This window comes from Streptomyces agglomeratus (genome assembly GCF_001746415.1).
GTDB lineage: Bacteria > Actinomycetota > Actinomycetes > Streptomycetales > Streptomycetaceae > Streptomyces > Streptomyces agglomeratus.
Window position 1 is genome coordinate 922,803 of record NZ_MEHJ01000001.1, and the last position, 20,560, is coordinate 943,362.

General features: G+C 71.9%; 21 protein-coding genes. 15 read left to right on the forward strand and 6 right to left on the reverse strand.

The features are described 5' to 3' along the window. Positions 1–52 precede the first annotated feature (52 nt). A complete protein-coding gene (locus AS594_RS03780) occupies positions 53–1,516 on the reverse strand; it encodes an FGGY-family carbohydrate kinase (protein ID WP_069925647.1) in 1,464 nt (487 codons plus the stop codon). Beyond that, positions 1,513–2,556 (reverse strand): 2-hydroxyacid dehydrogenase, encoded by a 1,044-nt coding sequence (locus AS594_RS03785; RefSeq protein WP_069925648.1) that lies wholly within the window; start codon positions 2,554–2,556, stop codon positions 1,513–1,515. Before AS594_RS03785 ends, AS594_RS03780 begins: the two co-directional genes overlap by 4 nt. A gap of 161 nt (positions 2,557–2,717) precedes the next feature. Here AS594_RS03785 and AS594_RS03790 point away from each other — a divergent pair, with 161 nt between their 5' ends. From AS594_RS03790 to AS594_RS03805, 4 genes are all read left to right on the forward strand, one after another. Continuing rightward, positions 2,718–3,362, forward strand: a complete 645-nt coding sequence (locus tag AS594_RS03790; protein ID WP_069925649.1) for a histidine phosphatase family protein — start codon at positions 2,718–2,720, stop codon at positions 3,360–3,362. Then, a complete protein-coding gene (locus AS594_RS03795) occupies positions 3,359–4,132 on the forward strand; it encodes a DeoR/GlpR family DNA-binding transcription regulator (protein WP_069925650.1) in 774 nt (257 codons plus the stop codon). The genes AS594_RS03790 and AS594_RS03795 overlap by 4 nt, the downstream gene beginning before the upstream one ends. 111 nt (positions 4,133–4,243) lie before the next feature. Continuing rightward, complete coding sequence (locus AS594_RS03800; protein WP_069925651.1) at positions 4,244–5,575, forward strand: MFS transporter; 1,332 nt, start codon at positions 4,244–4,246, stop codon at positions 5,573–5,575. A 48-nt stretch (positions 5,576–5,623) separates the two neighbouring features. Then, positions 5,624–7,093 (forward strand): FGGY-family carbohydrate kinase, encoded by a 1,470-nt coding sequence (locus tag AS594_RS03805; protein ID WP_069925652.1) that lies wholly within the window; start codon positions 5,624–5,626, stop codon positions 7,091–7,093. An 8-nt stretch (positions 7,094–7,101) separates the two neighbouring features. On the opposite strand, the gene AS594_RS03810 is transcribed toward AS594_RS03805, so the two are convergent. Continuing rightward, on the reverse strand, positions 7,102–7,662 hold the full coding sequence (locus AS594_RS03810; RefSeq protein ID WP_069925653.1) for a dihydrofolate reductase family protein: 561 nt from the start codon (positions 7,660–7,662) through the stop codon (positions 7,102–7,104). Positions 7,663–7,761: 99 nt separating this feature from the next. Between AS594_RS03810 and AS594_RS03815 the strand changes: the two genes are divergently transcribed. After that, positions 7,762–7,962, forward strand: coding sequence for an antitoxin (locus AS594_RS03815; protein WP_069925654.1), 201 nt, complete (start codon positions 7,762–7,764; stop codon positions 7,960–7,962). An 86-nt stretch (positions 7,963–8,048) separates the two neighbouring features. Here the strand turns inward: AS594_RS03815 and AS594_RS03820 are convergent, their stop codons facing one another. Then, positions 8,049–8,636 carry a DUF2165 domain-containing protein gene (locus AS594_RS03820; protein ID WP_069925655.1) on the reverse strand — a complete coding sequence of 196 codons (588 nt, stop codon included), beginning with the start codon at positions 8,634–8,636 and terminating at the stop codon, positions 8,049–8,051. 168 nt (positions 8,637–8,804) lie between these two features. On the opposite strand from AS594_RS03820, the gene AS594_RS03825 reads away from it, so the two are divergent. The 9 genes from AS594_RS03825 to AS594_RS03860 all read left to right on the forward strand — a co-directional run bounded on the left by AS594_RS03825 (position 8,805) and on the right by AS594_RS03860 (position 17,013). Further along, positions 8,805–9,719 (forward strand): phosphatidylinositol-specific phospholipase C, encoded by a 915-nt coding sequence (locus AS594_RS03825; RefSeq protein ID WP_069925656.1) that lies wholly within the window; start codon positions 8,805–8,807, stop codon positions 9,717–9,719. Between the two features lie 337 nt (positions 9,720–10,056). Next, positions 10,057–10,842: a DUF998 domain-containing protein gene (locus tag AS594_RS03830; RefSeq protein WP_069925657.1), complete on the forward strand. Its 786-nt coding sequence runs from the start codon at positions 10,057–10,059 to the stop codon at positions 10,840–10,842. A gap of 28 nt (positions 10,843–10,870) precedes the next feature. Beyond that, entirely contained in the window at positions 10,871–11,284 is a 414-nt protein-coding gene (locus tag AS594_RS45950; RefSeq protein WP_240508925.1) for a DMT family transporter, read from the forward strand. A 30-nt stretch (positions 11,285–11,314) separates the two neighbouring features. Then, the gene (locus AS594_RS45955; RefSeq protein ID WP_240508926.1) at positions 11,315–11,737 is read left to right on the forward strand and encodes a hypothetical protein; all 423 of its coding nucleotides are present in this window, start codon (positions 11,315–11,317) and stop codon (positions 11,735–11,737) included. Between the two features lie 183 nt (positions 11,738–11,920). Next, positions 11,921–13,177 (forward strand): hypothetical protein, encoded by a 1,257-nt coding sequence (locus AS594_RS03840; protein ID WP_240508927.1) that lies wholly within the window; start codon positions 11,921–11,923, stop codon positions 13,175–13,177. A gap of 132 nt (positions 13,178–13,309) precedes the next feature. Further along, positions 13,310–14,932 (forward strand): alkaline phosphatase D family protein, encoded by a 1,623-nt coding sequence (locus AS594_RS03845; RefSeq protein WP_069925659.1) that lies wholly within the window; start codon positions 13,310–13,312, stop codon positions 14,930–14,932. Between the two features lie 229 nt (positions 14,933–15,161). Further along, positions 15,162–15,410, forward strand: a complete 249-nt coding sequence (locus tag AS594_RS03850; protein WP_069925660.1) for a hypothetical protein — start codon at positions 15,162–15,164, stop codon at positions 15,408–15,410. A gap of 170 nt (positions 15,411–15,580) precedes the next feature. Next, the gene (locus AS594_RS03855) at positions 15,581–16,561 is read left to right on the forward strand and encodes a glycosyltransferase family 2 protein (protein WP_069930257.1); all 981 of its coding nucleotides are present in this window, start codon (positions 15,581–15,583) and stop codon (positions 16,559–16,561) included. After that, on the forward strand, positions 16,558–17,013 hold the full coding sequence (locus AS594_RS03860; protein ID WP_069925661.1) for a GtrA family protein: 456 nt from the start codon (positions 16,558–16,560) through the stop codon (positions 17,011–17,013). Before AS594_RS03855 ends, AS594_RS03860 begins: the two co-directional genes overlap by 4 nt. Here AS594_RS03860 and AS594_RS03865 read toward each other — a convergent pair. After that, positions 16,988–18,556, reverse strand: a complete 1,569-nt coding sequence (locus AS594_RS03865) for a DUF6056 family protein (RefSeq protein WP_069925662.1) — start codon at positions 18,554–18,556, stop codon at positions 16,988–16,990. The two genes, AS594_RS03860 and AS594_RS03865, sit on opposite strands and share 26 nt — an antisense overlap. Before the next feature lie 242 nt (positions 18,557–18,798). On the opposite strand from AS594_RS03865, the gene AS594_RS03870 reads away from it, so the two are divergent. Continuing rightward, positions 18,799–19,878: a LacI family DNA-binding transcriptional regulator gene (locus tag AS594_RS03870; protein WP_069925663.1), complete on the forward strand. Its 1,080-nt coding sequence runs from the start codon at positions 18,799–18,801 to the stop codon at positions 19,876–19,878. Here the strand turns inward: AS594_RS03870 and AS594_RS03875 are convergent. Then, the gene (locus AS594_RS03875; protein WP_420877881.1) at positions 19,862–20,557 is read right to left on the reverse strand and encodes a sulfite exporter TauE/SafE family protein; all 696 of its coding nucleotides are present in this window, start codon (positions 20,555–20,557) and stop codon (positions 19,862–19,864) included. The genes AS594_RS03870 and AS594_RS03875 overlap by 17 nt on opposite strands. Positions 20,558–20,560 lie beyond the last annotated feature (3 nt).

The following is a 20,560-nucleotide window of genomic DNA, read 5'->3' on the forward strand; positions in this document are numbered from 1 at the left end:
CGGGGGGACGACGGCCGGACGGACGACGAGCGGGACAGCGCCGGGGGGCCTGTTAGCAGTGCGGCGCCACCGTCCCCCATCGCGCACGGGCCCCGTCGAGGGCGGCGCGGTAGGCGGCGTAACCGTCCTCGTACATCGCGCGTGACTCCTGTCGCGGCTCCACGACCCGGAACATCTGAGGCTTCGATTCCGGGGCTTCGCCGAGGAAACGCCGCGCGACCCGCACCGCGCCGAGCGCGCCCACCTCGTTCTCCACCGGGATGCGGACCGGGCGCCCCAGGATGTCGGCGAAGAGCTGCGCCCACGGTCCGGAGCGGGTGCCGCCGCCGCACGCGGCGAGGGTGCCGGTGAGACCGGCCGCCTCCAGGCAGTGCCGGGCGGCGTAACCGATGGCCTCGCACATCGCGCGCACCGCGTCGGCCCGGGTGTGCGCGAGCGTGAGCCCGTCGAGGCGGCCACGGGCGGCCGGGTCCACGAACGGGGCGCGCTCCCCCGCGTCGGAGAGGAAGGGCAGCGCGGTGACGCCGTTCGCGCCCGGCGGGCTCTGTGCGAGCAGGCCGTCGAGGTCGGCCGTGGTCGTGCCGGTGAGGGCGAGGACCCATTCGAGCGCGGCGGTGCCGACCATGGCGGGCATGGCGCGCAGCCAGCGGCCGGGGTCCGGCGTGCACAGCCACATTCCGGCCGGTTCGGTGGAGTCGTCGGTCCTGGCGCGGTCGGTGAGGACCTGGCAGGCGAGCGTCGTGCCGACGATCAGCAGGCCGTCGCCCACCTCCCGCACTCCGCTGCCCGTCGCGCAGGCCGGCAGGTCGTACGGACCGGCCGTGAGCGGAAGCCCCCGGGGCAGCCCGAGCAGTTCGGCGCCGTAGGCGTCGAGGCCCAGTACGGTTCCGGGTGCGGCGGGCGGTGGCAGCAGATGGGCCTGGTCCTTGATGCCGCAGGCGGCGAGCGCCTCGGACGAGTACGTTCGGCCGACCGGGTCCAGGAACGGCAGGGTGGCGTCGGAGGCGTCCACTCCGACCCGCCCGGTGAGGCGCTGGGCGACGGCGTCGACGCAGTAGCCCGCGGTGGCGGCGCGCCGCAGGGTGTGCGGTTCGTGCTCCTGAAGGTGGGCGAGGAGCGGGGCGTGGCAGCCGGGGAACATGCCGGATCCGGTGTGTTCGTACACCTCCTGGACGGTGCCGTCCTCCAGCCAGCGCGCGACGAGGTCCGAGGCGCGGCCGTCCATCCAGGAGATGGCGGGCCGGACCGCGCGGCCGTCCGCGTCGCGCAGCCACAGGCCGTCGCCCTGGCCGGTGAGGGCGAGTGCGAGGGGTGGTTCGGGGAGCGCGGCGGCGGTTTCGCGTACGACCTCGGCGACCGTACGGACGACGTCGTCGAGGTCCTGTTCGACGCGACCGCCGGACAGCCGCACCACGCTGCTGCGCCGGGTGGCCGAAGCCAGCGGTATGCCTTCGCCGTCGAAGGCGACGGCTTTGGTGACGGAGGTGCCGATGTCGACGCCGATGATCACGCTCATGAGCGCGCGGCCTCCTGGACCTCGGGGTTGGCGGGGTGGGCGAGCTTTTCTCCCCGTACGAAGCGGCCCGCTTCGGCTGCGGTGATGGCGGCGGCGCGGTGGGCCGTCTGGCGTGTCGCACCGGCCAGGTGGGGGGCGGTCACGACGTTCGGGGCGTCGTGCAACGGCCAGTCGGCGGGCGGGGGTTCGATGTCGTACACGTCGAGGGCGAGGGCGCCGAGGCGGCCGCTCTTCAGCAGGCCGGGCAGCGGGGCGTAGTCGAGCAGGCCGCCGCGGGCGGAGTTGACCAGTACCGCGCCTTCGGGAAGCAGTTCCAGTTTGGCGGCGTCGATGAGGTGGTGCGTCTCGGGGGTGAGGCGGGCGTGCAGGCTCACCACGCTGCTGCGGCGCAGGAGTTCGTCGAGCCCGACCGGTTCCACGCCGTCCGCGCGGGCGGCCGTCGGGTCGGTGTAGGGGTCGGCGACCAGGACGTGGGAGCCGAAGGCGCGCAGGACGCGGGCGACGATGCGGCCGATGGCTCCGTAGCCGACGAGACCGACGGTGGCTCCGTCGAGTTCGATGCCGCCCTCGTCGTACGCGTAGAAGTCGCCGCGCCACCTGCCGCGCTTGAGCTCCGCGTCGGCGGTGGTGATGCGGCGCATCGCGGCGAGCATCAGGCCGACGGCGAACTCGGCGGCGGCGGAGGCGTTGCGGCCGGGCGCGAAGGACACGGCGACGCCGTGGCGGGTGGCGGCGGCGAGGTCCACGTTGACGGGGCCGCCGCGCGAGACGGCGACCATGCGCAGGCGGGGGCAGGCGGTGAAGACCTTCTCGGTGAAGGGCGCCATCTGGGTCACGCAGATCTCGGCGCCGTCCAGCGCCTCGACGAGCTCTTCCTCCGTACCGCTCGCCTCGTGGACGTCCCCGACCGGGCCGAAGGGCTCATGGGGCCAGGGCAGGGTGAGTTCGGTGATCTCCTGATCGGTGCCCAGCTCCTCGCGCAGAGCGGCGCGGAGCAGGTCGGGGCGTACGAAATGATCGCCGGCGGCGAGGATGCGCATGGGGCGGGGCCCTTCCGGGGGTCGCGGTGGCGATGCGCGTCAGGCGTTGCCGCAGCGCCACTAACACTGGCGCTGATAGATTTAACATTATTGTTTTGAAGAATCAACGCTCCGGCGCGGCCCGTCCGGGCGGCGTCACCACCCCCAGGGAGAAAACCGCGATGGCATCACGCCTGCTGCTCGTACGGCACGGAGAGACGCAATGGCACGCCGAGAACCGGTACGCCGGCATCTCCGACGTCGCGCTGACCGAGAAGGGGCTGCGGCAGGCGCGGGACCTGGGGACCTGGGCCAGGCAGCGGGGTGTCGACGCCGTCGCCTGTTCGCCGGTCAGCCGCGCCCGGCTGACGGCGGAGCCCGCCGCCGAGCTGCTGGGCGTCGAGCCGGAGATCGTCGAGGGGCTGCGCGAGGTGGACTTCGGCTGGGGCGAGGGCCGCACCATCGCGGAGATGGCCGCCGAGGACCCCGAGGCCGTACGGCGCTTCCTGAAGGACGCCGAACTGGGCGCCTTCGCCGGATCGGAGCCGCCGTCCGAGGCCGCGGCCCGCGCCTCGACGGCGCTGCGCGGCCTCGCGCGCAGGCATCCGGACGGCACGGTCCTGGTGGTGGCGCACAACACGCTGCTGCGCATGGCCCTGTGCGCGATGCTGTCCATCCCGGTCGGCCGCTACCGGTTGGTGTTCCCCCGGCTGGACAACGCGGCCGTGACCGAGATCGAGGTGACGGACGCCGGTACGGGGCTGCGCTCGCTCAACGTCCCCACCTGGGCACCTCTCCACGGCCGTACGCGAAACTTGGGCACATGACGACGACCGGCGCCGAAGCCCGCAGGCAGATCATCACCGAGCACGTCCTCAAGCACGGGACGGCGAGCGGGGCCGAGCTCGCGGAGCTGACCCGTGTGAGCCTGATGACAGTCCACCGGGATCTGGACGAACTGGCCCGGCGCGGAGTGCTGCGGCGGTTCCGGGGCGGGGTCTCCGCCCTGCCCTCGACGGTCTTCGAGTCGAATCTCGACTACCGGCTCGGCGTCAACACGGCCGAGAAGGAAGCCATCGCGAAGACCGCCGCCGACCTGGTCGAACCCGGCACGTCGGTGCTGCTGGACGACTCCACGACGGCGCTCGCCCTGGCAAGGCTGCTGGTGGACCAGGCACCGCTGACGGTGGTGACCAACGCCCGGCGGGTCATCGACCTGTTCGCCGGCCATGAGGACATACGCCTCATCTCCCTCGGAGGGGAGTACTCGCACACCCACGACTCCTTCCTCGGCGTGCCCTGCCTGGAGGCCGTCGAGGCCCTCTCGCTGGACATGGTGCTGGTCTCCACCTCGGCGATGGACGCCCGGATGACGTACCACCAGGAGCAGGACGTGGTGCTGGTCAAGCGGGCGATGCTGGCCTCGGGCACGCGCAAGGTGCTGCTGATGGACCGCACGAAGCTGGCGAGGACGGCGCTGCACCGGCTGGCGCCCGTGGAGGACTTCGACCACCTGGTGGTGGACGACGGGGTGGGCGGCGAGCTGCTGACCTCGCTCCGGGAGCGCACGGATGTCCGAGTCGCGTCCACCGGCTGACAACAGGGCTCTTAAAGTCTTGCGTGTTAATTTCACAGAGGTCATGATGCATTCCCGGTCGCGGCTGTCACGTCCGCGGGCCCATGGCACCTCACTGTGGAGGCACGAGCAATGAGCACCACCGCCGCACCCGCCGCGCGCGCGGGGGAAACGGTCTGGGATCGCGTCGGGATCCCCCGTCCCCTCCTCTTCGGCTTCATCGGCGTCCTGATCTTCATGATCGGCGACGGTGTCGAGTCCGGCTTCATCGCACCGTTCATCGAGGGCAACGGCGCCGGCAGCGAGGTCCGTGCGAGCTATGTGATCACGGCGTACGGCGTCACGGTCATGCTCGCCTCCTGGCTTTCGGGCGCCCTGTCCGAGCTGTGGGGCCCCCGGCGGGTGATGCAGCTCGGCCTCGCCGTCTGGATCGTCTTCGACATCCTCTTCCTGACCCTCGGCGCCGCCCAGGACAACTACACCCTGATGCTCGTCTTCTACGGGCTGCGCGGTTTCGGTTACCCCCTCTTCGCGTTCTCCTTCCTGGTGTGGGTCACGGCCACCGCCCCGGTCGCCCGGCTCGGCGCGGCGGTCGGCTGGTTCTACTTCGCGTTCACCGGCGGCCTGCCCACCCTCGGCTCGCTCACCGCGTCCGTCACCAACCCGCTCTTCGGGAAGTTCGGCACGCTCTGGGTCGCCCTCGCCCTGATCGCGATCGGCGGCGCCTTCTGCCTTCTCGGCGTACGGGAACGAACCGGGTACGCACGGCTCGCCCCGCCCGGGGTCAAGCCGGTGCAGTCGCTGACCCGGAGCCTGTCCATCGCCTGGACCAACCCCAAGGTCGCCGTCGGCTGCGTGGTGCGCGTCATCAACACCGCCCCGCAGTTCGGCCTCTGGGTGATCCTCCCCGCCTTCTTCACCGACGAGATGGGCTTCAGCGACGGCGACTGGCTGCGGCTGCTGTCCGTCATGTTCGCCACCAACATCTTCTTCAACCTGCTCTTCGGGCTGGTCAGCGACCGGATCGGCTGGCGCACCACCATCGGCTGGTTCGGTGCGGTGGGCTGCGCCGTGAGTGTCCTCGCCCTGTACTTCGTACCAAAACTGATGACCGACAACTACTGGGTCGCGGTCGGTGTCGGCATGGTCTACGGCGCCACGCTCGCTGGATTCGTGCCGATCTCCGCGCTGATGCCGTCGCTGGCACCGGAGAACAAGGGCGGCGCCATGGCGCTGCTGAACCTCGGCGCGGGCGGTGCGGCTTTCGTGGGGCCCGCGATCGTGTCGCTCTTCCTCGGTCCGCTGGGCCGGGACGGCGTCGTGCTCATCTTCGCCGGACTGTACGTCGTCGCCGCGGTGCTCACGCTCTTCCTGAAGCTGCCGCCGGCGTCCGAGGAGGCCATCGAGCAGGGCAAGTCCCTCCACGAGGCCGCCGTGCCGGTCACCGCCCGCGCCACCACCTGACCCGTACACACCGCCGTACGCGCGTACCCGAAAGGACCCGTGCCGCACATGAGCAGCACCGCCGACGCATCCCGCTCCCCCGCCCCCGTCGTGGCCGGCATCGATGTGGCGACCGCTGCGGTGAGAGTGGTGTGCGCCGACGCCCGCGGGCGGGTCCTCGCCGAGGGACGCGCCCCGCTCCCGCAGCCGGTACGCGGCGCCGGCGGCCACAGTGAACAGGACGCCCGCGCCTGGTGGCCCGCCGTAGCCGCCGCACTGCGGCAGGCGACCGGCGCACTGCCCGGTGGCGGCCAGGAGGTGGTGGCGGCCGCGGTGTCCGCCACTTCCGGCACCCTGGTCCTGGCGGGTCCGGACGGAGAGCCGGTGGGTCCGGCGCTGATGTACGACGACCGGCGGGCCGCCGACCTCAACGCCAAGGCGCAGGAGGCGGGCGCACGGCGCTGGCGGGCGCTGGGTCTGTCTGTCGGCCCGACGGCGGCGCTCGGGAAGCTGGTCTGGTACGCCAACCGGGCCCGCCCCGGCCAGGTCGTGCTGCACACACCCGACCTGCTCGGGCGCAAGCTCACCGGCCGCCCCGTCGCCACCGACTGGAGCCACGCGCTGAAGTCCGGTTACGACCCGCGCGCGGGCGAGTGGGCCACCGAGGTCTTCGACGCCTTCGGCGTCCCGGCCGGTACCCTGCCCGCCGTACGGGCACCCGGCACCGAGGCCGGCACCGTCTCGGCCGGGGCTGCCGCCGAGACCGGGCTGCCGGCCGGCTGCCGGCTCCGCCTCGGGATGACCGACGGGTGCGCGGGCCAGATCGCCACGGGCGCGGTGGAGCCGGGACAGTTCGTCGGCGTACTGGGGACGACGTACGTACTCAAGGGAGTCACCCGGGAGCTGGTCACCGACCCGTCCGGGGCCCTCTACAGCCACCGCCACCCCGACGGCTGGTGGTTGCCCGGCGGTGCCTCGAACACCGGTGGTGAGGCCCTCGCCGCCGTGGACCCGGTCCGGCTGCCGGAACTGGACGCCGCAGCGGCTGCCCGTGGTCCGGCGTCGTGCCTGAACTACCCGCTGCGCCGGGCGGGCGAGCGGTTCCCGTTCGTCTCCGGTGACGCGCGCGGTTTCCTGGCCGGTACGCCGCGCGACGAGGCGGACGAGCACCGGGCCGCCCTGGAGGGCGTCGCCTTCCTGGAACGCCTGGCCCTCGAGCGCGTCCAGGCGCTGGGTGTCGAGGTGCGGGGCCCCCTGCACGCGGCGGGCGGCGGCAGCCGGAGCGACCTGTGGAACCGGATCCGTGCCACCGTCCTGGGCAGGCCGCTGCGCGTCGCCGAACGGGCGGAGACGGCGTTCGGAGCGGCCCTGCTCGCCGCAGCCGGCACGCTCCATGCGGACCTGTCCGCGAGCGCGGCGGCGATGACGGCGGCGGGGCGCGTGGTCGAGCCGGCCGACGGGGAGCGGGCGGCGCTGGACGCGTCGTACGAGGGTTTCGTCGCGGAACTGCGCGGGAGGGGCTGGTTGGACGCCGGCTGACCGGACCACTACCTCTTCGCGTAATGGGCGAGGAGTACGCCGTTGCCGAAGGCCCGGTTCTCGACGAGTCGGAGGTCGGTCTTAGCGTCCGAGGCGGTGAACAACGGCTTGCCGCGGCCGATGAGGACGGGATGGATGTACAGCCGGTACTCGTCGATCAGGCCGTGGCGCCTGAAGGACGCGGCGAGGTCGGCGCCACTGAGCACCATGTCCGCGCCGGGCCGCGCCTTCAGCGCCATGATCTCGTCGACGACGACGTCCCGCACGACGGTGGTGTTCCAGTCGGCACGCTCCAGCGTCCTGGAGAACACGAATTTCGGCATGTCCCGCCAGATGCGGGCGAACTCGGCCACCGGCCGGGGGCTCGCGGGGTCGGCGTCGGCCGTCGGCCAGAAACCGGCCATGAGCTCGTGGGTGACCCGCCCGCTCAGGAAGGCGCCCTTCGCGGCGAGCTCTTCGTTGGCATGGCTGTGCAGTTCCTCGTCGACCAAATGCCAGTCGATCTGGCGTTCGGGCCCTTCGATGAATCCGTCGAGGGACACCGACATCCACAGGATGATCTTCCTCATCACGGGCCCTTCGCCGGAGTGGTCAGGGCTCGCAGATGCGGACGGCGTGAGGTGCGGGGACCCTGTAGGGGTGGGGGCGATCAGCTAGGAGGCTAGCCCATGTCCATGATGGACAAGCTCAAGCAGATGATGAAGGGCCACGAGTCGCAGGCCGAAAAGGGCGTCGACAAGGCGGGCGACGCCATCGACGACCGGACCCAGCGCAAGTACAGCGGCCAGGTCGACACGGGCCAGGACAAGCTGAGGGACCAGCTCGGCCGGGACCAGAGCCCGGGCCAGGACCGGCCGCCGCAGCCCTGACCCCGGTCGGCGCTTCGGTGAGGGCGGGACATCCGTGTCCCGCCCTCACCGCTTCATGTCCCGCCCGCACCGCCTGCTTCCCACTCCTACCGCGTGCTTCCCTCCGTCACCGCCCGCTTCTCCCCCTCACCGTGGCGCTCCTCCCCCGGGTCCCGCCGGCCCTCCACGGCCGCCAGATGCACGACCACCAGCACCAGGCCGGCGACGAGGAAGTTCCTGGTGGCGGCCTCCAGGCCGTTCCAGTCGGCGGACTGCCACATGGCGAACCACTCGCCCCCGATGGCTATGAACCCCGCGCCGAAGAGCAGCAGCACCATCACGAGGCCGTGGGTCGCCAGGCGCTTCGCCCGGCCGAACCCGCCGCCGCGCAGCGCCGTCACCCACTGGCAGGCCGCCACGGTCAGGACGAGCGCTGCCACGGTTTCCCACCCGATGATGGCGATGTACGCGATGTCCTGCACCGTGGCCGAATCGATGGACCTCCACATGAGGTCCTCGTCCTTGAAGGTCGTGTCCATCGCCAGAACGTGCCGTACGAACTGCTGGTTCGTACCGAAGTCGGTGATGTTCCCGAAGGCGACGAGCGCCATGTAGAGCGCGACCGTCGCCACGAGCGCCGTCGCGGCGACGGCGAGAGGCTGGGCGGCGCGGGAGCGGGTGTTCTTCACTGTCATGTGTACCTCGGCGTCGGGGTGTTGAGAGACGTGCGTACGAGTGTCCCGGATTCTCCGCGGCTGTGAAGGTGGCCCGTTCCAACCCTGGCAGTCTTGACCTGCTCACGTCATAATTCGGGGGCCGATCGGGCGGTCGGCGATCACTGGCCGACCGAGGGGGACCCACGGATGAGCGTGGACCGGCGCAGCTTTCTCACCGGAGCGGCGGCGCTCTCCGCGACCGCCCTGCTCGGACTGCCGAAGGCCACCGCGGCGCCTCGGGCCCTGTCCGTACAGGACTGGATGGCGGGCCTCGACGACAGCACACCCTTGGGGCGGCTGACCGTCCCGGGCACCCACGACTCGGGTGCGCGCGTCGGCGGCCCCTGGGTGGCGTGCCAGAACACCTCCGTGGCCGAGCAACTCCGCAGCGGCATCCGCTTCCTGGACGTACGGTGCCGGGTCACCGGAGACTCCTTCGCCATCCATCACGGCGCGTACTACCAGAACCTGATGTTCGGCGATGTGCTCGTCGCCTGCCAGGACTTCCTGCTCGCCCGCCCCTCCGAGACAGTCCTGATGCGCGTCAAGCAGGAGTACTCGTCGGCGGCCGACGCGGAGTTCCGCCGGATCTTCGACCTCTACCTGGACGGCAAGGGCTGGCGGCCGCTCTTCCGGATCGACGCGGCCCTGCCGGCGCTGGGGCAGGCCCGGGGCAGGGTCGTACTGCTCGCCGACAACGGCGGACTGCCCGGGGTCCGGTACGGGGACGCGGCGCTCTTCGACATCCAGGACGACTACATGGCCGAGCCGGGCGCCAAGTACCCCCAGATCGAAGCCCACTTCCGCAAGGCCGCGCAGCAGCCCGGCAAACTGTTCCTCAACTACGTCAGCACGTCGGCGCTGCTGCCGCCCCGCTGGAACTCCGACCGGCTCAACCCCAGGGTGCACAGCTTCCTCGACGGCGCCGAGGCAGGCGGCTGGACCGGCCTGGGTGTGGTCCCGATGGACTTCCCGAACACCCGTCCGGGGCTGGTCGAGTCCCTCATCCGCCACAACGCCTGGCAGGGCTTCGGCCGTCCGACGGCGAAGGGGGCGAGGTAGGGGACGGGCGAGGAAGCGGCGGACGGGCGCCCCCACGCGAACGCGGGCAGCGAACGCGCAGACCGGGGGCGGAGAGAACGAACGCGCGAACCGGGGGCTGAGAGCCAACGCGCAGACCGGAAGCGGAGAGTGAACGCGCACCGCACGCGGTCCTGCCGGCGCGCAGCAATCGCTCCTCCACCCGGGTGAAACCGGTCGTCAGGTCCTGGACTGGCCACGCCCGGCCAGCTAAACCAGCGGCGATGACCATGCCTCTTCCGCGTGCAGGCGCCGCGGCTGCGTTCAGCGACCCGGGCGCCCCGCCGGCGCGCGTCGCCACGACCGCCGGAGCGTCTCGATGGACCTGACCCGCGACACCCCGGACGCGCTCCGGCAGCCAGCACCGCCCTTACGGCTCCACCGGCCGGCCCGCGGACGGCGGAGACTCACGGCGGCCGTGCTGACCGGCGCGGCACTGCTTTACAACGGCTGGCTCCTGGAGCTGTCGCTGCCGACCGGCCTGGACTACCGGCATTCCTACGTGAGCGAGCTCTTCGCCGCCGATCAGCCCTTCCGGGCACTGTTCGGCGGCATGGAGGCCGCCTGCGCCGCACTCGTCATGGCGGGCGCTCTCCTGGCCCGCGATCTGCTTCCGGACGCCGCGGCCCGGACCGGCTGGTGGGCACTGTTCGGATTCGGTACGTCGTCACTGGCCGACGTACTGCTGCCCATGGGTTGCGCACCCTCACTGGAACCGGACTGCCAGGCCGTACATCCCTGGCACACCGTCACGAGCGGGCTGGTGCACTTCTTCCTCTTCGCCTCCATGGTGGCCTTCTGCGTGGCGGCGGCGCCGACCCCCTCCCGCGCGCCGGTGATCCGCCGCTGGGGCCCGCGACTGCTGGCCGGGGCGATGGTGTCCGCCGTCACCACCGTCGGCCCGCTGATCGGCCATCCCGGCTGGCACGGTGTGCCGCAGCGGGCACATGTCCTGCTGGTGGGGCTGTGGTTCGCGCTCCTCGCCCGTGAGGTGGCGGCACCGGACGGGACCGGGCCGGGCGCACCGTACGCGGCGGCCGGTTCACCGGCGGTCGCCGAACCGGGGCAACACCCGGAGAGCCGGCCGGCCGGCCGCACTCCCTGATTTTCCGGCGAACCGGAGGAACCGCCGCGTGGCATCCGTACTCTCCGTGCTGTTCGCCGTGCTCACGGCGGTGGGCAACGCAACCGGCACGGTGCTCCAGCGGATCGCCGCGCGGCGCGTACCGCCGGGTGACGCGTTCAGCTTCCGGCTCATCCCTCACCTGGTGCACAGCGCGGCGTGGCTCGGCGGGATCGCCGTCATCGTCGTGGCCGCGGCGTGCCAGGCGCTGGCCCTGACCCTGGGGTCGATGTCGCTGGTCCAGCCCATCCTCGTGAGCGAACTGCCGTTCACCCTCCTGATCGCCTGCATGGTCTCCCGGCGTCCGCTCCCCGCGGCCGGCTGGGCGGCGGCGGGGATGATCGCCGCCGGCCTCGGTCTCGCCCTGGCCGCGGCGTCCCCGTACGAACGCCACTCCCCGTCACGCCGGGCGTGTGGGCAGTGACCCTGCTGACGACGGGGGTGTCATGACCTTGTGCGTACTGGCCGCCCTGCCCGGCCGCGCGGTATGGCGCGCGCGGCGCTGTTCAGTTCGGCTTCCGCGATCGGTTACGCGCTGACGGCCACGTTGATGAAGTTCTCCACGACCACGTTCGAACAGCACGGGTTCGGCGCGTTCCTGGCCTGCTGGCAGACCTATGGCTTCGTGGCGGCGGGCGCGTGCTCCCTCTTCCTGCTCGCCAACGCCATGGAGTCCGGCCCCCTGGTGGCCTCCCAGCCCGCTCTCACGCTGGGAGAGGCACTGGTCAGCGTGGCGCTCGGGATGCTCGTGTACGGAGACGAGGTGCGTACGGGGTGGTGGCTGATCCCGGAAGGCATCGGCGCGGTGATGGTCACCTGGGGCGTACTGCTCCTGCCCAGAGTCAGGACGGAGGATCAGGACGCGTCCGCGACCTGACCGGTGCGGCGGGCCGCTCGTGTCGAGCCGTCATGCCGGATTCCGGCCGGAACCCCTCTTCTGCCATGCCCGGATGGCGCAATAGCCGCATATGCCCCTTTGATGGACCAAAGCGTGCGTCTAGGTGGCGCACGACAACCGAACGGTGTGTGCCACCGGAAGTACGGCGAACGGAGCCGCGCCATGACAACCGATCCGACCATGTCCCCCACGCCCAGCAACGACGACCGCTCGCAGCCGCCCGACGAAGCGGCCGCCGCCCGCACCGCCGCTGCCTACGCGGCGGCCATGGACGAGGCGAAGGCGTCCCCGAGCGTGACGCCCGCGAACGAGACCACCGCGCGTGTGGCATCCGCGAACGAGACCCAGGCGCGTGCGGCCCCCGCGAACGAGGCCGCCGCACGTCCGGCACCGGCGAGTGCGCCGGCCACGGGTGTGACGACCCCGGGCGCACCGGCCGCGAACGGGACGGTCGCAGACGAGACCGGCGGGCCCCAGGGCTCCGCTCCGGACTCCAGCGAGGAGCCCATAAGGACTCTGCTCTGGACGGCGGCCACCTGCCGGCCACTGGAGGAAGTCGCCGCGCTGGTCAGTCTGCTCAAGCGGACCGGGGAAGTCCCCAGCCCCGGCGACGAGGCGCTGCGCGCGGCCGCCGTGGCCCGCCCGCTGGACGAGGTGCGGCAGCTGGTCGCCATGCTCGCCGAACACCCGCACGAGATCGACGAGGCGGACACGACGCTGCGCGCGGCCGCCGTCGGCAGGCCGATCGAGGACGTGGCGCAGTTGGTGAGCATCCTGGGCCACGAGGACAGCGACCACCACCGTTCCCCGGCCGGGGAGGCCACTGCCGCCGACAGGAAACGGGCGAAGCCCGAAGTCACGGCGACACCGCTCGCCGATGGCGGCCGCGGCGCCGACGGCAGGCAGGCCGCCGCCGGCGCACCGCCGAGCAGCCGCCCGGCGCGGCCCACCGTCGGCCCCCGGGGCGTCATGCCGTCCGTCGGCGACGCGCTCGGCGCGGGCTCCGGCGGTGACAATCCGTCACCGGCCCTCCGTTCCGTACTGCGATGGCCGGCCGCCGTTCTGCTCTTCGCCTGTGGCGTCATCCACCTGCCGACGGACTTCGCGCACCTGCGCTCCGGCGGCTACGCGGACGCGTTGGCGATCGCCGTCACCGTGCTCTGCCTGGTGTTCGGCGTCTGGCTGGCCGTACGCGACACCCTGCGCGTCTGGGCGGCGAGCGCCGCGACGGCCATCGGCATCGTCGCCCTGCACGCACTGGCGAGCGTCGGCACGGTGGACCTGCTGGACAGCAGCCTGGGTGAATCCTTCGCATGGGCGGACGCCGCAGCGGTGTCCTGCGCCGCCGTGGGCGCGGTCCTCGCCGGTTCGGCCCTGCTGCGCCGCCAGAAGGAACCCGACGCGGCAAACGGCGCCTGACGACCACCTCGGCGCCGGTGAGGGCGGCCGCGTCCCGGCCGCCCTCACCGGCGCCGCCGTCGGGGCACCGGGGCCCGCACCACTCGGATGCAGCGATCAAGAACGCCGCGAAACGGGCATATCACGCGGCATATGAACAGCCATCAGCCAGAACTGCGCGCCGCCGTACGGCGTCTGGGACGCCGTCATTTCCTCACCCTCACCGCGGCCGCCGCCGCACTCGCCTTCGCCACCGAGCTGCCGGCCGCCGGCGCGGCGAGCGTTCCCGAGCTGGACGCCAGGAAGATCACGGAGAACCCGTTCACCCTGGGCCTCGCCTCCGGAGACCCGCTTCCCGACAGCGTCGTGCTGTGGACGCGGCTCGCTCCGCGCCCCCTCGAACCCGACAGCGGCCTCCCCGAGAAGCGGGTCGTGGTCACCTGGGAACTCGCCCACGACGAGATGTTCCTGCGCCCCGTGAGGGGCGGCACCGTCACGGCCCATCCCGAGTTCGACCACACCCTTCATGTCGAGGTCCCGGGGCTCGATCCGGACCGTCCGTACTACTACCGGTTCCGCACCGGGGCCTGGGCCAGCCCCACCGGCCGCACCCGCACCGCGCCCGCCGCCGACACGGCCAAGTCGCAGCTGAAGCTGGCCGCCGTGGCCTGCCAGGCGTACCACCACGGCTACTACACCCCGTACAGGCACCTCGCCGGCGAGGACCTGGACCTGGTCGTCCACCTCGGCGACTACCTGTACGAGTACGCCGTCGACAGCGCCGGCGGCGCCCGTGGCTACACCGACCGCCTGCTGCCGGCCCACTTCGACCGCGAGGCGATGACACTCGCCGACTACCGGCTGCGGTACGCCCTGTACAAGTCCGACCCGGACCTCGCCGCCGCGCACGCCGCGCACCCGTTCGTCGTCACCTGGGACGACCACGAGACGGAGAACAACTACGCGGGCGGGAGGTCCGAGAACAACGACCCGCCCGAGGAGTTCCTGCTGCGGCGCGCCGGTGCCTACCGGGCGTACTGGGAGAACCAGCCCCTGCGCGCCCCGCAGCGGCCCCGTGGCCCCGACATGCGGCTCTACCGGCGGCTGACGTTCGGCCGACTGGCGCAGTTCGACATCCTCGACACCCGTCAGTACCGCTCGGAGCGGGCTTACGGGGGTGGCTGGCACAAGTCCGGCCCGGAGTCCGAGGCCGCCTCCCGCACCATGACCGGCGAGACGCAGGAGCGCTGGCTGCTCGACGGGTGGAAGGGCTCCGGCGCGACCTGGAACGTCGTACCGCAGCAGGTCACCTTCGCGCGCAGGCGCGACGTACCGACCGCCGATTTCAAGCTCTCCATGGACGCCTGGGACGGCTACCCCGCCGCGCGGAAGCGGTTCCTCGACGGCGCCGAAGCGGCCGGCGTCCAGAACCTGATGGTGCTGGACGGTGACGCCCATGTGGGATACGGCTTCGACCTGAAGAAGGACTTCGACGACCCGGACTCGCGGACCGTCGCCACCGAGATCTCCACCACCTCGGTCTCCAGTGGCAAGGACGGCGCCGACAAGCCGGCCAACTTCGACAGCCTCGTCCAGGCGAACCCGCACCTCAAGTTCTACAACGGCCGCCGCGGATACACGGTCATCACGCTGGGCACGGACCGCGCGCGGGCGGACTTCAGGACCGTCTCCGAGGTCACCAGGCCCGGCGGGACGCTCACCACAGCCGCCTCGTTTGTCACCGAGGCCGGTCGGCCGGGCCTCATCCCGGCCTGACGGAAGCAGGTCGTCCGCCGATGGACCCGCCGGGGCGCGGGCAGTTATCAGCCGCGCCGCACGGGTACTCCTAACCCGCGACGCCCGCAGTCCGTCAAGGACTGCCGACACCCAGGAACGAGGTGTGCGCAATGACCCGCGAGGGCGAGGCCGCCGACACCCCCGCCCGCCGCAAGCGCCACAGGTGACGCGACCGGTGACGCCACAGGTGACCCGAAAGGCGGCTCATGTGATCACCGAGGAGCACGTCAGGGACCTTCTGCGCCCGCGCGACGACGAGCCGGTGCTGGTGGTCGTCAGCGGCCGGGCCCGGGTGATCCCGGCGAGTGATCTGGACACCGGCGACTTCCGCGGCGCCCTGGAGGTGGCGTCGGCGAAGGACCTGGAGCGGCGTATCGGCACCGGGTCCCCGTCCGACCAGGACATCACGACGCTGGCCGGCGTACTGAACACCACCGTCGCGGAACTCGGCGCCTGAGCACGCGGCAGCCGTGCGGGTGCGGGCCGTTTCACCCTGTGCCGCATGCGTCCTCCCCCGGCGCCGCCGTCACCCGTGTGGAGTGCCTGGGACGGCCTTCCGGCCGTCCCCGCGATCCACTGGAGGCGGCAGCGCGTGTACCGGGAAGAAGCACATGGAGTGAAATGACCATGGTTCAGATTTCGATCGTCGTGCCGTGCTACAACGAAAGCGAGGTGCTCAGGGCGTTTCACGAGGCCCTCGTCGACGCTCTGGAGCCGATCGGCACGACCTTCGAGATCTGCTATGTCGACGACGGCAGCGGCGACGACACGCTCGTGATCATCAAGGGCCTCGCCGGGACCGACGGGCGGGTGCGCTACGCCTCCTTCAGCCGCAACTTCGGCAAGGAATCCGCCATGCTCGCGGGCATGCGCATGTCCCGGGGCGCCGCGGTCGTCCTCATGGACGCCGACCTCCAGCACCCGCCCGAATTCATACCGCGCATGCTGGCGCTACACCAGCACGGGTACGACCAGGTCGTCGCGCAGCGCGACCGCGCGCACGAAGGGGCGCTGAAAAGCGCGGTCTGCCGCGCCTACTACCGTCTCGTACGCCGCTGCATGAACGTCGAGATCGTGAACGGGGCCGGCGATTTCAGGCTCCTGTCCCGCCGGGCCGTCGATTCGCTCCTGTCGCTTCCCGAGAGCAATCGCTTCTCCAAGGGCCTCTTCTCCTGGATCGGCTTCGAGACGGTCGGCTTCACGTACGAGAACGTCCGGCGGGCGGCCGGGAAGTCCAAGTGGAGCGGCAGGCATCTGCTGAACTACGGCATCGACGGGCTGATCTCCTTCAACAGCCGCCCGCTGCGCCTGGCCATCCACACGGGGCTGTGGCTCTTCCTGTCCGCGCTCGTCTACGCGCTGTGGATCATCGCCAACGTCGTACTGGACGGCGTGGAGACCCCCGGCTACGCGACCCTGATCACCGCCGTCGTCGCTCTCAGCGGCATCCAGCTCGCCACCCTCGGTGTCATCGGCGAGTACGTGGGGCGGATCTATGACGAGTCGAAACGCCGCCCGCACTACGTGGTCCGTGAGACGGACGAGTCCGCCGCGGTGCTGAGCTCCAACCTCTCCCTGGCCGCCGGACAGGCGCGGCCGGAGGTATGAACGCCCGGGGCCTGCGCCAGTTCGCCGCCTTCGCCGCGATCGGTGTCGTCAACACGGCCGTCTACTACGCCGTGTACGCCTCGCTGAACATCTGGCTGCCGTATCTGTTCGCCCACGGTGCGGGCTGGGCGGTGAGCATCGTCGGGTCGTTCCTGCTCAACTCGTACGTCACCCTTCGTACGAAGCCGACCTGGCGCGCGTTCGTCCGCTATCCCCTGTCGGCCGTGGCCAACGTCGTGGGCAGCGGCATCCTCCTGTACGTCGCCGTGAGCCGGTTCGGCCTGCCCGAGAACGTCTCCGCGCTCGCCGCCGGTGTCCTCGTCACACCGCTGTCGTTCCTGGTCGCGCGGTGGGCCATCACCTCGGGAGCGGCCGCCACCCGGGCCTCCGGGGAGGCGGAGCGGCCGCCGGGGGCCGAGTCGCGGGTCACGGAAGCCGAGTCGAATAAGTGACCCGGTCCAGGTGGTAGTAGTCGGCGACACAGCCCGCCGGCCAGCTGTTGCGTCCCTTGCCGCTGAACGGCTCCAGAGTCCCGGCCACCGAGAGCGGCGTGTAGGGCGCCGTCCTGGCGCCCTTCGCCGCCTGCCCACGCAGGTACTGGTCCTGTCGTTCCCACATCTGGGCGCGCACGCGCATGTCGTGCCCCAGATCATGGAGCGGAACGGCCAGCCCCGCGACCGTCACGGCGCACACCGTGGCGGCGGCCGCCGTCGCCACGCCCGTCCTCCACGCGCGCCGGCGCAGCGCGCGTCCCAGGAACGCTCCGGCGCCGGCCAGGAGCACGACGTACAGCAGGAGGTAGTCGTTCCAGGTCCGCTGGGCGGTCACCACACGGGCGCCGAAGACGGGATACGTGATGACGGTGCAGAGGTAGCCCGAGACCAGGAAGGCCAGCGCGCCGAAGGCCGTCCACAGCAGGGGCCGGACCGGCAGGAGGACCGGTGACCTTCCTTCCGGGCCACGTGGCCTTCCTTCCGGGCCGCGTGACCTGCCTTCCCGGCCGCTCGCCAGCAGCCCCAGCAGCACCCCGGCCGCGACGGCTCCCGCGTACTGCCAGGTCGTGAAGACGGTCTCCAGGATGTGTACGTACGCGCGCAGCGACGACTTCAGCGACTCCGGGGCGATCATGGAGGTGGTTTCGAGGCCGAACCGCTCGCGCCTCCTGCGTCCTCCGGGCGATGTCATCAGTACGAGCGTTCCGATGGCGATCCCGGCCATGCCGGTGAGGGCCCACCAGCGGGCGGCGACGAGGGCCCTGTCGGTGAAGACCCAGCGGCCGAGCAGTACGACGCCCGCGAGCACCACGAGGCAGACCACCGACGCCTCCTCGGACAGCGTGCCCATGAACACGCCGGACAGGAGCACGACGGCCAGGGCGGCGATCCTGCCCCGGCGTCCGCGCGCCAGCAGCAGCGGCAGGGCCGCCGCGCAGGCCAGAACGGGCGCCAGAGTGTGCGATACGGAGGCGGCGGGCCAGTAGAACGTCTTGTACGTATTGGGCGTGGCGAAGAGGAAGACCGCCGTGATCATGGAGGCGACCAGCAGCGGGACACCGCGCGGCACCGCAAGGCCGGCCCTGCGCAGCACCTGGGCGGTCAGCGCCCACAGCACGGCCAGCATCAGTGCCCCGCTGATCAGGGCGAACCACTGATGGCCGGCGACCGGGAACTGCGCGTACATCCCGACGAGCAGGCCGTTGCCGATCCGGCCGTTGTCCGTGACGTAGAACTTCTCGACCATCCCCCAGACGCCCAGCTCGCGGACCTTGGGCAGGAAGCACCACTCGTCCGCGCTGGGCCTGACGTAGCGCCCCAGGTACGCGCCCGCTGTGAGCAGTCCCAGGAGCAGCACGCAGAGCACCGTCGTGCAGAGGGTCGTCGTGCAGAGGGTCGTCGACGACCGGAGGAGTCCTCGGTCCTCGCCGCTCCCCCGCTCCGGACCGCCACCGCCGGGTACCGGTTCGCGCGGAATGGCGACACCCGGTGCAGCCGTCACAAGGTCTCCTCTTCACCGCCGGAATCAGGAGCGGATCACCTGTCCACCGCTCGGCATCGTGACCGGCGGGGCCGCGTCCGGCGGGAAGCCCACGCCGCCGGACGCCCCGTTTGCGTCCAATGGAGCAACCGGTAAATGCGGCGTAGGCGTGTGCGACGGGGGCCCGGTCGGCGAAGATGTGGCTGTCACCTGTCACCTGTCACTCACCAACTCACCCGTCCGAGCGAGGAGCGTCCGCGCAGATGCCCACTTCCGGTCCCGGTTCCGGCGCACGGCCGCCGACGATCGCCGATGTCGCCCAGGCCGCCTCGGTGTCGCGGACGACTGTCTCGCATGCCCTGAACGGGATCGGCAAGGTCGACCCCCGGACCCGCGAGCGCATCAAGAAAGTCGCAGCCGAGCTCGGATACCGGCCCAATCTGCGCGCCCAGCGGCTGCGGCGGGGGCAGGCGAAGGCGATCGCGCTCGCCTCGTCGATGCCGTTCGCGGTGGCCGGCGGACCGTCCCGGCTCGGCTTCTACATGGAGGTCGCCGCGGCCGCCGCCGAGCGGGCCCTCGTGCACGGCTACGCGCTCGTGCTCGTACCGCCCGTGCAGTCGGGTTCGGCGCTGTACTCCCTGGACATCGACGGCGCCGTCGTCGTCGAACCCGACGAGAACGACGCCGCCGTGGCGCAGCTGAGGGAGCGTCACCTGCCGTACGTGGCGCTCGGTCGGCCGGTGTCGCCCGGCGACGACGCCCCGTACGTCGACCTGCGCGGCGGCCGCGTCGTGGAACTGCTGCTGGAACACCTCCGGGAGCAGGGGGCGCGCCGTCCGGCGCTGATCATCGGAGCCGGTGCCCGCCATTCGGCGGTCGATGCCCGCGCCGCGTTCGAACGCGCGGCCGCCGCCCACGGCTGGGACCCCGTCGTCGCGACGGCTCCAGAGGAGGGCGGTGAGCAGGCGGGGTACGAGAGCTGCGCCGCACTGCTGGCCGACCACCCGGAGACCGACGCGGTGTGCGCGCTCGTGGACGCCTTCGCGGTGGGCGCCGTACGGGCGGTCCGGGACAGCGGCCGGAGCATCCCCGACGACGTCATGGTCGTCACCCGGTACGACGGTCTGCGGGCCAGGACCTGCGAACCTCCGCTGACCGCCGTAGACCTGCACCTCGACCGGGCGGCCGCCGACGCCGTGGAACTGCTGCTGGGCCGGCTGGGCGGCGCGGCGGACGCCGGGGGCGGCCCCGGCGCGGCTGCGACGGGCGCGGGGGTCGCGACGGTGCCGGAGCCCCGTGTGATCCCCCGCGCCTCGTCGCTGCGCGTCACGGCGCGAGCATGAGCACCGCCCCGGAGACGAGGGCGAAGACCAGTACGAGCAGGCGCATCCTGCGGGCGTCGAAGCGGTGGTGCACCAGACGGCTCAGCCAGGCTCCCCCCGCCAGCGCGGGCAACAGCAGCGCCACCCAGCCCAGTTGGGCCGGACTGCCCTGCCCGGTCGCGAACAGCAGGGCGAGCGAGGCCACTTCGCCGACGAGGAAGCACACCGCGACCGTGGAGCGCAGCTCCGCGGGCGGCCGGTGCTGGTAGACGAGTGCCAGGGGCGGTCCGCCGACCCCGGTGGCGGTCTCCGTCAGACCGGTGACCGCCCCGGCGGCGACGTACGCGCCACGGCCGGGGGTGAACGCCGGGGCGGCGAGGCTCACCACCGCGGCGAGCACGGTGGCCGCTCCGACGAACAGGCCGAGGCTGCGGTCCGGGACGGCCCACAGCAGGATGAGCCCGCCCGGTGTGGCGGCCAGCCGCGCCGCGGTGATCCAGCTCGCTCCGCGCAGGTCCAGGGAGTGCCGTTCGCGCCACGCGACGTACAGGTTGAGAGGGATCATCGACGCGAGGACGAACACCGGGACCAGCGTGGGATCGAGCAGTCCGGCCACGGGCGCGACGATCAGCGCGAAGCCGAGACCGCTGCTCCCCTGGACGAACGCCGCGACGGCGACGGTCGCCGCGAGGATCACCATCGT